This window comes from Proteus terrae subsp. cibarius, assembly GCF_011045835.1.
In the GTDB taxonomy this organism is placed as follows: Bacteria; Pseudomonadota; Gammaproteobacteria; order Enterobacterales; family Enterobacteriaceae; genus Proteus; species Proteus cibarius.
Genome location: NZ_CP047349.1, coordinates 275,670 through 289,256 on the forward strand (window position 1 = coordinate 275,670; position 13,587 = coordinate 289,256).

Consider the following 13,587-nt stretch of genomic DNA (forward strand, 5'->3'; position numbering starts at 1 on the left):
TAGTTTTAAGTCTGAGAGGTTTAGTTAACATCCCAACAGCATGAGTTGGGAATATAATAACGTCCCCTCATTCACCGAATATATGTAGAGACAGGCCCAATTTAAGGTTGCCTGTGTCTTTTTTTGTCTTGAGAAGAGTAAATAGATCCTTTTCTCTGTGTTGTTAGTATAAAAAATCAGGATGATACCTATTTTTTATTAGGAATAGTATTGAGGTATTAACACATGAATCAGATCCCTATGACAGTTCTAGGTGCAGAAAAATTACGCGAAGAGCTGGAATATTTAAAAGGTGTTCGTCGTCCCGAAATTATTGCCGCTATCGCTGAAGCTCGTGAACACGGAGACTTAAAAGAAAACGCGGAATATCATGCTGCAAGAGAGCAACAAGGTTTCTGTGAAGGTCGTATACAAGAAATTGAAGCAAAATTATCAAATGCTCAAGTCATTGATATTAAAAAGATGAATAACAATGGTCGAATTATTTTTGGTTCAACAGTGACGCTGTTAAATGTTGAAACTGAAGAAGAGCAAACTTACCGCATTGTTGGTGATGATGAAGCGAACATTAAAGAAAACTTAATTTCTGTTAATTCACCGATTGCGCGTGGGTTGATTGGTAAAGAGTTAGATGATGTCGTTGTTATCACTACACCGGGTGGACAAGTCGAATACGAAGTTTTAAACGTAGAATACATTTAATTTATAATTTTACGTTTCTATAGAAAACTAGACTGCTATCCTGTGGTAATATAAAAAAGGCCTTAAAAGGCCTTTTTTGCCATAGAGTTAGTTATGGCATTTTTATATAAAGATACAAGTTTTATTTCGGTAAAATAATCTTACGTGCTTCTGAAGGACGATAAAGAACAAGAATTTTTCCGATAACTTGTACATTCTGTGCACCGCTTTCGCGTACAATCGCTGCCACGATCAAGTTTTTAACATCTCGATCTTCGCCTGCGATTTTGACTTTGATAAGCTCATGGTGCGCCAGAGCGAGTTCAATTTCTGCAAGAACGCCTTCAGTCAACCCGTTGTTACCAATCATAACGACTGGATTCAGGTGATGAGCGAGCCCTTTCAGGTGTTGAATTTGTTTTTTGTTAAGAGTCATCATTAATTTTTGCTTTGTTGGGATTGAAAACGATCTATTCTAACGCCATCTCTCACTTATCACCATAAAATGTCGTTAATACGGGGTTAAATGAGTGAAAGAGTAAAAATATTGATAGCTAAGTGTATGATAGTTGGAAAACGCAATGGCCAATAAGAAACGTTCGGCAAGCTCTAGCCGCTGGTTACAAGAACATTTTAGTGATAAATATGTTCAACAAGCACAGAAAAAAGGGTTTCGCTCTCGTGCTTGGTTTAAACTGGAAGAGATTCAGCAAAGTGACAATATCTTTAAACCAGGTATGACCGTTGTCGATTTAGGAGCAGCCCCTGGAGGGTGGTCTCAATACGTTGTACAGCAGTTAGGAAAAAAAGGTCGAATTATCGCATGTGACCTTTTACCTATGGATCCTATCGTTGGAGTCGATTTCCTTCAAGGCGATTTTCGTGATGAACTTGTGTTGAAGGCATTGCTTGATAGAGTAGGTGAAAACAAAGTCCAGGTTGTCATGTCTGACATGGCTCCAAACATGAGCGGTACACCCGCGGTCGATATCCCTCGATCCATGTATTTAGTAGAGTTAGCGCTTGATATGTGTCGTGATGTACTGGCTCCCGGGGGAAGTTTTATTGTCAAAGTGTTTCAGGGAGAAGGCTTTGATGAATACCTGGGGCAAATACGCTCCCTGTTTACGAAAGTGAAAGTTCGTAAACCAGACGCTTCGCGGTCTCGTTCTCGTGAGGTATATATTGTAGCCACAGGGCGTAAACTTTAGTACCCTAAAGCTATTTGTTAACACAGTTGTAATATGAGGTTAATCCCTTGAGTGACATGGCGAAAAACCTGATCCTCTGGCTAGTTATTGCAGTCGTTTTGATGTCATTATTCCAGAGCTTCGGACCCAGCGATTCGAATAGTCGTAAGGTGGATTACTCTACCTTTATCAATGAGTTAACTAATAACCAATTACGCGAGGTCAGCATAAGTGGTTATGATATTAATGTAACTAAAACAGATAACTCAAAGTACAGCACGTATATGCCTATGCGTGATGACAACCTGCTGACCACTTTAATGAACCGTAATGTAAAAGTAACGGGCGAGCCACTTGAAGGCCAAAGTCTTCTGACTCAAATTTTTGTGTCTTGGTTCCCAATGCTATTACTGATTGGTCTTTGGATTTTCTTTATGCGCCAAATGCAAGGTGGTGGCGGTAAAGGTGCGATGTCTTTCGGTAAAAGCAAGGCACGCATGTTGACAGAAGACCAAATCAAAACAACCTTTGCTGATGTTGCGGGTTGTGATGAAGCGAAAGAAGAAGTAAGCGAATTAGTTGAGTATTTGCGTGATCCGGGCCGTTTCCAGAAATTAGGGGGTAAAATTCCTAAAGGTATTCTGATGGTAGGGCCTCCAGGTACAGGTAAAACATTATTAGCAAAAGCTATCGCGGGTGAAGCTAAAGTCCCATTCTTTACCATTTCAGGTTCTGATTTCGTTGAAATGTTCGTGGGTGTCGGTGCTTCTCGTGTTCGTGATATGTTTGAACAAGCTAAAAAAGCGGCACCTTGTATCATCTTTATCGATGAAATCGATGCGGTCGGTCGTCAACGTGGTGCAGGTCTAGGTGGTGGTCATGATGAACGTGAACAAACACTGAACCAAATGCTAGTTGAGATGGATGGTTTCGAAGGTAATGAAGGTATTATCGTTATCGCGGCAACTAACCGCCCAGACGTATTAGACCCAGCATTACTTCGCCCAGGCCGTTTTGACCGTCAAGTGGTTGTTGGTTTACCTGATGTACGTGGACGTGAGCAAATCCTTAAAGTCCATATGCGTCGTGTGCCTTTATCACCAGACGTTGATCCAGCAATTTTAGCGCGTGGTACGCCAGGTTTCTCTGGTGCTGACTTAGCTAACTTAGTTAACGAAGCTGCTTTATTCGCTGCACGTGGTAATAAACGTGTTGTCTCAATGGTCGAATTTGAGAAAGCGAAAGATAAGATAATGATGGGCGCAGAGCGCCGTTCAATGGTGATGACTGAAGAACAAAAAGCATCAACCGCTTATCATGAAGCTGGTCACGCAATTATTGGTCGTTTAGTACCTGAACATGATCCTGTGCATAAAGTGACGATTATTCCTCGTGGACGTGCATTAGGTGTGACTTTCTTCTTACCTGAAGGCGACCAAATTAGTGCGAGCCGTCAGAAATTAGAGAGCCAGATTTCAACACTTTATGGTGGTCGTTTAGCTGAAGAAATTATCTATGGTGTAGAGCATGTTTCTACAGGTGCTTCTAATGACATCAAAGTTGCAACCAATATTGCACGCAACATGGTGACACAGTGGGGCTTCTCTGAAAAGTTAGGGCCATTACTGTACGCAGAAGAAGAAGGTGAAGTGTTCTTAGGCCGTTCTGTTGCTAAAGCGCAGCATATGTCTGATGAAACAGCGCGTACAATTGACGAAGAAATTAAAGCTATCGTTGATCGTAACTATGTTCGTGCTCGTCAGATTTTAATGGACAACCTTGATATTCTGCACTCAATGAAAGATGCACTGATGACTTATGAAACTATCGATGCGCCTCAAATTGATGATTTAATGAATCGTCGTGATGTTCGTCCACCTGCGGGCTGGGAAGGCAATAATGGCAATAGTGGTACAACGACTACTGCCCAGCCAGCACAAACGCATGTAGCGAGTGAGCCAAAAGATAAGCCTGAGTCAGAAAGTGATACACCTTCTGATAAAAATACTCACTAATCCTTATCGGGTTATGCATATTGAGTAAGCTATAAATATAAACCCCAGGCTTCTGGGGTTTTTTTATGAAGGTATCAATGAAATGAAATTAATGGCTAGAGGAACAGAACTTAATTTATCAACACCTCAAGTTATGGGGATTTTGAATGTCACTCCAGACTCTTTCTCAGATGGTGGCACTCATAATTCACTTAATGATGCAGTTAACCACGCAGCAAAATTGATCGCTGAAGGGGCTTCTATCATCGATATTGGTGGTGAATCTACTAGACCCGGCGCAAGCGATGTCTCTATTGATGAAGAGTTACAGCGTGTTGTTCCTGTTGTTGAGGCTATTCGTCAACGTTTTGATGTTTGGATCTCTGTTGATACATCCAAAGCTCAAGTCATTACTGAATCAGCAAATGCAGGTGCTTCAATTATCAATGACATTCGCTCTTTACAAGAGCCAGGAGCACTTGAAGCGGCGGTTAAAACAGGTTTGCCAGTGTGTATTATGCATATGCAGGGTGACCCTAAAACCATGCAACAATCACCACATTATGAGAATGTGGTGATGGATGTTGATCGTTTTTTACAAGAAAATATTCAACGTTGTGTTGATGCCGGGATCGAAAAAAATCAAATTATTCTTGATCCAGGATTCGGCTTTGGTAAAAATTTAGAGCATAATTACCAATTATTAGCACACTTAAGTGAACTTCATCACTTTGGTCTACCCATACTTGCTGGAATGTCACGCAAATCAATGGTTGGACAACTATTGAATGTACCACCACAAGAGCGTGTTGCTGGTAGCGTGGCGTGCGCTGTCATTGCAGCGATGCAAGGCGCACAAATTATTCGTGTACACGATGTTAAAGAGACTATTGATGCGATGAAAGTCGTACAAGCGACTCTTTCTGCAAAGGAAAATAATGAATGAGCGAACGTAAATACTTTGGAACAGATGGTATCCGTGGAAAAGTAGGTGATAGTCCAATTACACCTGATTTTGTATTAAAACTAGGTTGGGCTGCGGGCAAAGTATTAGCACGTCATGGCTCTCGTAAAATCATTATTGGTAAAGATACACGTATTTCAGGCTATATGCTTGAATCTGCATTAGAGGCGGGTTTAGCTGCTGCAGGTTTATCTGCCTCATTTACAGGACCAATGCCAACACCAGCTGTTGCTTATTTAACGCGTACATTCCGTGCTGAAGCCGGGATCGTGATTTCAGCTTCTCATAACCCTTATTACGATAACGGGATTAAATTCTTCTCTATTGATGGCACAAAATTACCAGACGAAGTAGAAGAAGCTATTGAAGCTGAAATGGAAAAGCCAATTACTTGTGTTGAATCAGCAGAGCTTGGTCGTGCAAATCGTATTGTGGATGCTGCGGGTCGTTACATTGAATTCTGTAAAGGGACTTTCCCAAATGAAAACAATCTTAACGGGCTAAAAGTCGTTGTCGATTGTGCTCATGGCGCAACATATCATATTGCACCAAACGTATTTCGTGAATTAGGTGCTGAAGTGATCACTATTGGTTGTGAGCCAACTGGTATCAATATCAACGAAGAGTGTGGTGCAACAGATGTTCGCATGTTGCAGAAACGCGTATTAGAAGAAGGCGCTGATGTTGGTTTAGCTTTTGATGGTGACGGCGACCGTATTATCATGGTTGACCATCAAGGCCTAAAAGTTGATGGTGACCAAATTCTCTACATTATTGCAAGAGAAGCGTTACGCCAAGGTCAATTACGCGGTGGTGCAGTAGGTACGCTAATGAGCAATATGGGATTAGAGATAGCACTTAAACAACTGGGTATTCCTTTTGTAAGAGCAAAAGTGGGGGACCGCTATGTGCTTGAAAAATTACAAGAGAAAGGCTGGCGTTTAGGTGCTGAAAACTCAGGTCATATTATTTTATTAGATAAAACGACTACAGGTGATGGTATTGTTGCAGGCTTACAAGTTTTAAGTGCGATGGTACGTAACCACATGAGTCTGCATGATTTATGCAGTGGTATGAAACTATTACCACAAATTTTAGTGAATGTTCGTTTTACGGGTAGCCACGATCCACTACAAACACCTGAAGTTCAGAAAGTCGCGAAAGCGGTTGAAGACGAACTGGCAGGTAAAGGACGTGTATTACTGCGTAAATCAGGAACAGAACCTTTAATTCGTGTCATGGTTGAAGGTGAAAATGAAGAGCAAGTCACTGCGATGGCAAATCGTATTGCTGACGCTGTGAAGCACGTTGGTTAATTGATGATTTTTTCTTCAATCAATCACTTTGTAGAAAAATAACCTTGCTTGTCAGTTCAGCTTTGGTTAGTATTCACACCCGCTTAGTAAGGTCTTGAACTAAAGCGGGTGAAGCAATCGAAGGTTATCGTTAAGACGATAAGTTCCATAGAAAAGGTAACGCAAATGTATACGGCACTCATTGTTATTCTTATCATTGTAGCAACAGGGCTAGTTGGTCTGATCCTGTTACAGCAGGGTAAAGGTGCTGATATGGGCGCTTCTTTTGGTGCAGGTGCTTCCGGTACAGTATTTGGTTCAAGCGGTTCAGCTAACTTTATGACCCGTATGACCGCTGTTTTAGCGACAGCTTTTATTGTACTTGCCCTTATTTTAGGTAATCTAAGTGCCAATAAAACTGTGCGTGAAGACAGCAAATGGATGTCTATCGAGCAGACTACAGAAGAAGCTAAAAAAGCTGAGCAATTAGCAGCGCCTGTAGCGCCAGCAAATACAGATATTCCGCAGTAAACTAAGTAAAGATTTAAATGAGATTGTTAATTTTTACGCAGTAACAGTCTCATTAAGTGCCGAGGTGGTGAAATTGGTATACACGCTACCTTGAGGTGGTAGTGCCTATAAAACGGGCGTACGGGTTCAAGTCCCGTTCTCGGCACCATTATTCCAGATAGCTTGCGTTTTGCTTGTTATCAGCGTAAAATTTGCCACGTTTTTCGAACGCGGGGTGGAGCAGCTTGGTAGCTCGTCGGGCTCATAACCCGAAGGTCGTCGGTTCAAATCCGGCCCCCGCAACCACTTCTAACAATACAGCACTTTTCTCATTAATCATCTTGTTAAACCGATTATGATCCTGAGTGGAATGTGCCGTAAGAAGAGGTTATTCTCGAATGGCAAGTTACAGGGTCCAGTTGCATAAAGCCCCGAATTTCGGGGTTTTTTGTTATCAGAGAATAGAATACTGGGCTATAGGCCCTTTTTTTATGCCTTGGGGGTGGGTTTGTCCACATTAGAGCAAAAATTAACAGCGATGGTTTCAGCACCAGTAGAAGCATTAGGCTTTGAATTTGTCGGTCTTGAGTTTATTCGTGGCCGAGAATCAACATTGCGCATCTATATTGATAGTGAAGACGGTATCACTGTTGATGATTGTGCTGATGTTAGCCACCAGGTCAGTGCTGTGCTGGATGTTGAAGATCCAATTCAAACAGTTTATAACCTTGAGATTTCTTCTCCTGGTTTAGAACGACCTTTATTCACTGCAACGCATTATGAGCAATTTATCGGCGAAGAAGCCGCTATCGTATTACGAATTGCAATGCAAAACCGCCGTAAATGGCAGGGCATTATTAAGTCTGTCGCTGGCGAAATGATCACGGTTACTGTGGATGGTAAAGACGAAGTGTTCGCACTGAGCAACATCCAGAAAGCTAACCTGGTACCCCACTTTTAAGTTTTGAAGAGGCAACTAGGATGAACAAAGAGATTCTGGCTGTTGTGGAAGCGGTCTCTAACGAAAAATCTCTTCCTCGTGAAAAGATTTTTGAAGCACTGGAAACCGCACTAGCGACAGCAACTAAGAAAAAATACGAGCAAGAAATTGACGTTCGCGTATGTATCGACCGTAAAACCGGTGATTTTGATACATTCCGTCGTTGGGTTGCTGTTGATGAAGTGACTCAACCAACTCGTGAAATCACACTTGAAGCAGCTCAATATGAAGATCCTAGTATCGAACTAGGTGGTTATATTGAAGATCAAATCGAATCTGTTACTTTCGACCGTATTACAACACAAACCGCTAAACAAGTTATCGTACAAAAAGTACGTGAAGCTGAAAGAGCAATGGTTGTTGATCAATTCCGCGAACAATTAGGCGAAATTATCACGGGTGTTGTGAAGAAAGTGAACCGTGAAAATATCACTTTAGATTTAGGCAATAACGCTGAAGCGGTTATTTTACGCGAAGATATGTTACCGCGTGAGAACTTCCGCCCAGGTGACCGTTTACGTGGTGTTTTATACGACGTACGTACAGAAACTCGTGGTGCACAACTTTTCGTGACACGCTCTCGCCCTGAAATGCTGGTTGAACTTTTCCGTATTGAAGTACCAGAAATTGGCGAAGAAATCATTGAAATTAAAGCTGCAGCGCGTGATCCAGGTTCTCGTGCCAAAATCGCAGTAAAAACTAACGACAAGCGTATTGACCCTGTGGGTGCTTGTGTTGGTATGCGTGGTGCACGTGTACAAGCCGTTTCCAGCGAATTGGGCGGCGAGCGAATTGATATTGTTCTGTGGGATGATAATCCTGCACAATTCGTCATTAATGCAATGGCTCCGGCAGATGTTGCTTCTATTGTTGTCGATGAAGACAAATGTACAATGGATGTTGCAGTTGAAAGCAGTAACCTTGCGCAGGCAATTGGCCGTAATGGTCAAAACGTTCGTCTGGCAGCTCAGTTACTGAAAAAACATCGTGGTGATGACAAGTGGGAATTAAACGTCATGACTGCTGATGAACTGAATGCAAAACATCAGGCAGAAGCAAACGCAGCCATTGAAATATTTACTAAGCATCTCGACATTGATGAAGACTTCGCAACTGTTTTAGTTGAAGAAGGTTTCTCTACCCTTGAAGAGTTAGTTTATGTGCCAATCAGTGAACTGCTGGCTATTGACGGACTAGATGAAGATACCGTTGAAGCTCTACGTGAAAGAGCAAAAGCCGCGTTAACAACGATTGAATTAGCTCAAAAAGAAAGCCTAGGCGATAACCAACCAGCCGAGGACTTATTAGCTCTCGAAGGATTGGAGCGCTCTTTAGCATTTGATCTAGCTGCCCGTGGTATCTGCACACTGGAAGATCTTGCCGAACAGGGTATCGACGACCTAACTGATATTGAAGGCTTAAATAGTGAGCGCGCAGGCGAACTCATTATGGCCGCACGTAATATCTGCTGGTTTGGGAATGATGCGTAACAACTGAGCAGGAAGGAACAGAATGACAGATGAAACAGTAAAATCACTGGCAGAAGAGATTCAGACACCGGTTGAACGTTTGGTACAGCAGTTTGCTGATGCCGGTATTAAGAAGACCGTCTCTGATTCTGTCTCCCAAAAAGAGAAAGAAACCTTACTGGCTTGGTTGAATCGTGATAAAGACGTATCAACCAACCAACCAGAAAAATTAACGTTACAACGCAAAGTGCGTAGTACGTTAAGTGTTCCTGGTACAGGTGGCAAAAGTAAATCAGTAGCCATCGAAGTCCGCAAAAAACGCACTTATGTGAACCGTGACGCCGTTGAAAAAGCGCAAGCGGATGAGCAAGCTCAGCGTGAAGCGGAAGAAAAGGCGCATCGCGAAGCCGAAGAAAAAGCCCAGCGCGAAGCACAAGAGAAAGCACAGCGCGAAGCTGAAGAAAAAGCAAAACGTGAAGCTGAAAAGGCAAAGAAAGACGCCGAAGAAAAAGCGAAACGTGAAGCTGAAGAAGCAAAACGTGAAGCAGCGGAATTAGCTAAGCGCGAAGCAGCGGAAAAAGATAAAGTGAAACAAAACGATAAACCAAAAGCTGATAAAGCAGCAGATCAGGAAAAAGCACGTCGCATTGCTGAACAGGCTGAACTGAAGCGTAAAACGGAAGAAGCACAGCGCCGTAAAGCGGAAGATGAAGCAAAAATTGCAGCAGAAAAAGCACGTCGTTTGGCTGAAGAAAATGCTGAAAAATGGACTGCTGAACCTAAAGCGCCAGAAACTGAAGGCTCAGACTATCATGTAACCACATCACGTTATGCTCGTGATGCTGAAGATGAAAGTGATGCTGAAGTTGAAGGTGGCCGCGGCCGTGGTCGTAACGCTAAGGCTCCTCGTCCTAAGAAAAATAACCGCCATTCTGAAAAAGCAGATCGTGAAGAAGCACGTGCTGCTGGTCGTACTAACAAGAAAGGCAAACGTAAAGGTAGCTCATTACAGCAAGGCTTCAATAAGCCAGCAGCTGTTGTAAACCGTGATGTTATTATTGGTGAGACTATTTCCGTTGCTGAACTTGCTAACAAAATGGCAGTAAAAGGGTCTGAAGTTATCAAAACTATGATGAAAATGGGTGCTATGGCGACCATTAATCAGGTTTTAGACCAAGAAACTGCACAGCTTGTTGCTGAAGAAATGGGTCACAAAGTTATCTTACGTCGTGAAAACGAGTTAGAAGAACAAGTCATGAGCGATCGTGATACTGGCGAAGAAAGCGCAGTATCTCGTGCACCAGTTGTAACTATCATGGGTCACGTTGACCACGGTAAAACATCATTGCTGGACTACATTCGTTCAACGAAAGTAGCATCAGGCGAAGCGGGTGGTATCACCCAGCATATCGGTGCTTACCACGTTAAAACTGACAAAGGTGAAATCACCTTCCTGGATACTCCAGGTCACGCTGCGTTTACTTCAATGCGTGCTCGTGGTGCTCAGGTAACGGATATCGTTGTTCTGGTTGTTGCGGCAGATGATGGTGTAATGCCACAAACTATCGAAGCAATCCAACACGCAAAAGCAGCAAACGTACCTGTTGTTGTTGCTGTGAATAAAATTGATAAACACGAAGCTGATCCAGATCGCGTTAAAACTGAACTGTCTCAATATGGCATCCTGCCAGAAGAGTGGGGCGGTGAAACTCAGTTTATGCATGTATCTGCAAAACAAGGTTTAGGTATTGATGAACTGCTGGATGCTATTCTTTTACAAGCTGAAGTTCTTGAACTGAAAGCAGTTAAAGAAGGTATGGCAAGCGGTGTTGTTATCGAATCTTACCTTGATAAAGGTCGTGGTCCAGTTGCAACTATTCTTGTCCGTGAAGGTACACTGAATAAAGGTGACATTGTTCTGTGTGGTTTCGAATACGGTCGTATTCGTGCAATGCGTAACGAATTAGGCCAAGACGTTCAATCTGCAGGCCCATCAATGCCTGTTGAGATTTTAGGTCTATCTAACGTTCCTTCTGCAGGTGATGAAGCAACCGTTGTTCGTGATGAGAAGAAAGCGCGTGAAGTTGCATTATACCGTCAAGGTAAATTCCGCGATGTTAAACTGGCTCGTCAGCAGAAGTCTAAACTGGAAAACATGTTTGCTAACATGGAAGAAGGTAAAACTTCTGAACTGAACATCGTTCTGAAAACAGACGTTCAAGGTACTTGTGAAGCGATTACTGATGCATTAGTTAAACTGTCTAATAATGAAGTTAAACTGAAAATCATCGGCTCAGGTGTAGGTGGTATCACCGAAACTGACGCAACATTAGCCGCGGCTTCTAACGCAATTATTCTTGGTTTCAACGTTCGTGCTGATGCATCTGCTCGTCGTATCATTGAACAAGAAAGCGTTGATTTACGTTACTACTCTGTTATCTATAGCCTGATTGATGAAATCAAACTGGCAATGAGCGGTATGTTGGCACCTGAATATAAACAAGAAATCATGGGTCTTGCAGAAGTCCGTGATGTGTTTAAATCACCTAAATTCGGCGCAATTGCGGGCTGTATGGTGGTTGAAGGTAACATCAAACGTAATAACCCAATTCGTGTTCTGCGTGATAACGTGGTTATCTATGAAGGCGAACTTGAGTCACTGCGTCGCTTTAAAGATGACGTCAACGAAGTGCGTAACGGCATGGAATGTGGTATCGGTGTGAAAAACTACAACGATGTCCGCGTTGGCGACATGATTGAAGTCTTCCAAGTTATCGAAATCAAACGTTCTATTGATTAATTTAGTCCGTCTTGTTTTAAAAGGGAGCTCTAGGGCTCCCTTCTTATTCCTTTCTTTGCTGTATTCCCCTTTTATTTCCTCTCCATTTTTCAACATAACCGAAATAGATTGCCTTTCAGTAATTTATGAAAGTGAAATAACAGGGTAAAATAGCATCAAAGAAACATTTTATTTCTAAAGAAAGAAATCAGAGAAAGCGGTTGTTAAATACCACTTCATGTATACTCTTTAGATATCATTGATTTTAGATTTGAATTAACAATGACAATCAGGGCGATACCCTATTGTCAGGGAGAGATAAAATGGCAAGAGATTTTAGCCGTAGTCAGCGTGTTTCTCAGGAAATGCAAAAAGAAATCGCCATCATTTTACAACGCGAAGTCAAAGATCCACGCATTGGAATGGCAACAGTATCTGGCGTTGAGATTTCTCGTGATTTGGCTTATGCCAAAGTATTTGTCACCTTTTTAAACTTATCAGGTGGTGAAAAAAGCGAAGAAGAGATGGTTGCAGAGGGTTTAACTGCACTTAATGAAGCCGCTGGTTTTATTCGTTCTTTATTAGGCAAAGCGATGCGTTTACGTATTGTGCCTGAACTGACATTTGCTTATGACAACTCATTAGTTGAAGGTATGCGTATGTCTAACCTAGTTTCTAACGTTGTTAAAAGCGATGAAGAGCGTCGTCATAAAGAGGACAAATAATGGGGCGTCGTCGTAAGGGGCGTGAGATTAACGGCGTATTGCTACTCGATAAACCCCAAGATATTTCCTCTAACGATGCACTCCAAAAAGTCCGCCGTATGTTTAATGCCAGCAAGGCAGGGCATACAGGGGCATTGGATCCTTTAGCAACAGGTATGCTCCCTATTTGTTTAGGTGAAGCAACAAAATTTTCACAGTTTCTATTGGATTCAGATAAGCGTTATCGTGTTATTGCACGTTTAGGGCAACGAACAGATACCTCTGATGCACATGGCGAGGTTATTCAAGAGCGCCCAGTACAATTTACACAGCAAGCTTTAGATGATGCCTTAGATAGCTTTCGCGGTGAAACATTGCAAGTCCCTTCAATGTACTCCGCTTTAAAACATCAAGGTAAACCGCTTTACGAATATGCCCGACAAGGTATTGAAGTAGAGCGTGAAGCAAGACCTATCACTGTTTATGAACTCCAGTTTATTCGCTGGGAAGGTGACGAGTTAGAGCTGGAAATTCATTGTTCTAAAGGCACTTACATTCGAACAATTATTGATGATCTTGGTGAGAAATTACAATGTGGTGCTCACGTTATTTTCTTACGTCGATTGGAAGTCGCAGATTATCCTAAAGAGCGAATGGTAACGTTAGAGCAACTAAGAGCAATGATAGAGGATGCACAAACTGCGCAAAAAGATCCTTTCTTGGCACTTGATGCACTGTTATTGCCTATGGATACCGCTGTTGCACATTTTCCGGTTGTGAATTTAACCACGATTATTGCAGGTTATCTCAAGCTGGGGCAGCCTGTTCGGGTTAATCATGACATCAATGAAGGCGAATGGGTGAGAGTAACTGAAGGCGATGAAAAAAAATTCATCGGTCTTGCTATCATTAAAGATGGCCTAGTTGCTCCGAAAAGAGTCGTTGTAGACTATAGCGCACAAGATAACACTTAATAGCAATCTTGCGCTAAAAGTGTTTGA

General features: G+C 42.3%; 12 protein-coding genes and 2 tRNA genes. 13 read left to right on the top strand and 1 reads right to left on the bottom strand.

The genetic code is table 11. The features are described 5' to 3' along the window. Nucleotides 1–225 precede the first annotated feature (225 nt). On the top strand, nucleotides 226–702 hold the full coding sequence (greA, locus tag GTH25_RS01395; RefSeq protein WP_075672816.1) for a transcription elongation factor GreA: 477 nt from the start codon (nucleotides 226–228) through the stop codon (nucleotides 700–702). A gap of 121 nt (nucleotides 703–823) precedes the next feature. On the opposite strand, the gene yhbY is transcribed toward greA, so the two are convergent. Next, nucleotides 824–1,117 (bottom strand): ribosome assembly RNA-binding protein YhbY, encoded by a 294-nt coding sequence (gene yhbY / locus GTH25_RS01400; protein WP_036914752.1) that lies wholly within the window; start codon nucleotides 1,115–1,117, stop codon nucleotides 824–826. Between the two features lie 145 nt (nucleotides 1,118–1,262). Here yhbY and rlmE point away from each other — a divergent pair, with 145 nt between their 5' ends. The 12 genes from rlmE to truB all read left to right on the top strand — a co-directional run bounded on the left by rlmE (nucleotide 1,263) and on the right by truB (nucleotide 13,560). Further along, nucleotides 1,263–1,892 (top strand): 23S rRNA (uridine(2552)-2'-O)-methyltransferase RlmE, encoded by a 630-nt coding sequence (rlmE, locus tag GTH25_RS01405; protein ID WP_099660270.1) that lies wholly within the window; start codon nucleotides 1,263–1,265, stop codon nucleotides 1,890–1,892. A gap of 47 nt (nucleotides 1,893–1,939) precedes the next feature. Then, nucleotides 1,940–3,886, top strand: coding sequence for an ATP-dependent zinc metalloprotease FtsH (gene ftsH / locus GTH25_RS01410; protein WP_075673624.1), 1,947 nt, complete (start codon nucleotides 1,940–1,942; stop codon nucleotides 3,884–3,886). 82 nt (nucleotides 3,887–3,968) lie between these two features. Next, the gene (gene folP, locus GTH25_RS01415) at nucleotides 3,969–4,811 is read left to right on the top strand and encodes a dihydropteroate synthase (RefSeq protein ID WP_075673623.1); all 843 of its coding nucleotides are present in this window, start codon (nucleotides 3,969–3,971) and stop codon (nucleotides 4,809–4,811) included. Continuing rightward, nucleotides 4,808–6,145 (top strand): phosphoglucosamine mutase, encoded by a 1,338-nt coding sequence (gene glmM, locus GTH25_RS01420; protein ID WP_075673622.1) that lies wholly within the window; start codon nucleotides 4,808–4,810, stop codon nucleotides 6,143–6,145. Before folP ends, glmM begins: the two co-directional genes overlap by 4 nt. A 165-nt stretch (nucleotides 6,146–6,310) precedes the next feature. Continuing rightward, the gene (gene secG / locus GTH25_RS01425; protein ID WP_036914692.1) at nucleotides 6,311–6,655 is read left to right on the top strand and encodes a preprotein translocase subunit SecG; all 345 of its coding nucleotides are present in this window, start codon (nucleotides 6,311–6,313) and stop codon (nucleotides 6,653–6,655) included. 58 nt (nucleotides 6,656–6,713) lie between these two features. Next, nucleotides 6,714–6,803 (top strand) — tRNA-Leu (locus GTH25_RS01430). A 60-nt stretch (nucleotides 6,804–6,863) separates the two neighbouring features. Then, a tRNA-Met gene (locus GTH25_RS01435) sits at nucleotides 6,864–6,940 on the top strand. A gap of 202 nt (nucleotides 6,941–7,142) precedes the next feature. Continuing rightward, a complete protein-coding gene (gene rimP, locus GTH25_RS01440) occupies nucleotides 7,143–7,595 on the top strand; it encodes a ribosome maturation factor RimP (RefSeq protein WP_036914691.1) in 453 nt (150 codons plus the stop codon). 20 nt (nucleotides 7,596–7,615) lie between these two features. After that, nucleotides 7,616–9,124: a transcription termination factor NusA gene (nusA, locus tag GTH25_RS01445; RefSeq protein WP_006535691.1), complete on the top strand. Its 1,509-nt coding sequence runs from the start codon at nucleotides 7,616–7,618 to the stop codon at nucleotides 9,122–9,124. 22 nt (nucleotides 9,125–9,146) lie between these two features. Continuing rightward, nucleotides 9,147–11,903 carry a translation initiation factor IF-2 gene (gene infB / locus GTH25_RS01450; protein ID WP_075673621.1) on the top strand — a complete coding sequence of 919 codons (2,757 nt, stop codon included), beginning with the start codon at nucleotides 9,147–9,149 and terminating at the stop codon, nucleotides 11,901–11,903. Nucleotides 11,904–12,205: 302 nt separating this feature from the next. Continuing rightward, nucleotides 12,206–12,607 (top strand): 30S ribosome-binding factor RbfA, encoded by a 402-nt coding sequence (gene rbfA, locus GTH25_RS01455; RefSeq protein WP_006535687.1) that lies wholly within the window; start codon nucleotides 12,206–12,208, stop codon nucleotides 12,605–12,607. Then, nucleotides 12,607–13,560, top strand: a complete 954-nt coding sequence (gene truB / locus GTH25_RS01460; protein WP_164530279.1) for a tRNA pseudouridine(55) synthase TruB — start codon at nucleotides 12,607–12,609, stop codon at nucleotides 13,558–13,560. The genes rbfA and truB overlap by 1 nt, the downstream gene beginning before the upstream one ends. The last annotated feature ends 27 nt before the right edge of the window (nucleotides 13,561–13,587 follow it).

Excerpts from the sequence above, each read along its gene's own strand:
- greA (WP_075672816.1), top strand. The coding sequence starts at position 226 with ATGAATCAGATCCCTATGACAGTTCTAGGTGCAGAAAAATTACGCGAA.
- yhbY (WP_036914752.1), bottom strand. The coding sequence starts at position 1,117 with ATGACTCTTAACAAAAAACAAATTCAACACCTGAAAGGGCTCGCTCAT.
- rlmE (WP_099660270.1), top strand. The coding sequence starts at position 1,263 with ATGGCCAATAAGAAACGTTCGGCAAGCTCTAGCCGCTGGTTACAAGAA.
- folP (WP_075673623.1), top strand. The coding sequence starts at position 3,969 with ATGAAATTAATGGCTAGAGGAACAGAACTTAATTTATCAACACCTCAA.
- glmM (WP_075673622.1), top strand. The coding sequence starts at position 4,808 with ATGAGCGAACGTAAATACTTTGGAACAGATGGTATCCGTGGAAAAGTA.
- secG (WP_036914692.1), top strand. The coding sequence starts at position 6,311 with ATGTATACGGCACTCATTGTTATTCTTATCATTGTAGCAACAGGGCTA.
- nusA (WP_006535691.1), top strand. The coding sequence starts at position 7,616 with ATGAACAAAGAGATTCTGGCTGTTGTGGAAGCGGTCTCTAACGAAAAA.
- infB (WP_075673621.1), top strand. The coding sequence starts at position 9,147 with ATGACAGATGAAACAGTAAAATCACTGGCAGAAGAGATTCAGACACCG.
- rbfA (WP_006535687.1), top strand. The coding sequence starts at position 12,206 with ATGGCAAGAGATTTTAGCCGTAGTCAGCGTGTTTCTCAGGAAATGCAA.
- truB (WP_164530279.1), top strand. The coding sequence starts at position 12,607 with ATGGGGCGTCGTCGTAAGGGGCGTGAGATTAACGGCGTATTGCTACTC.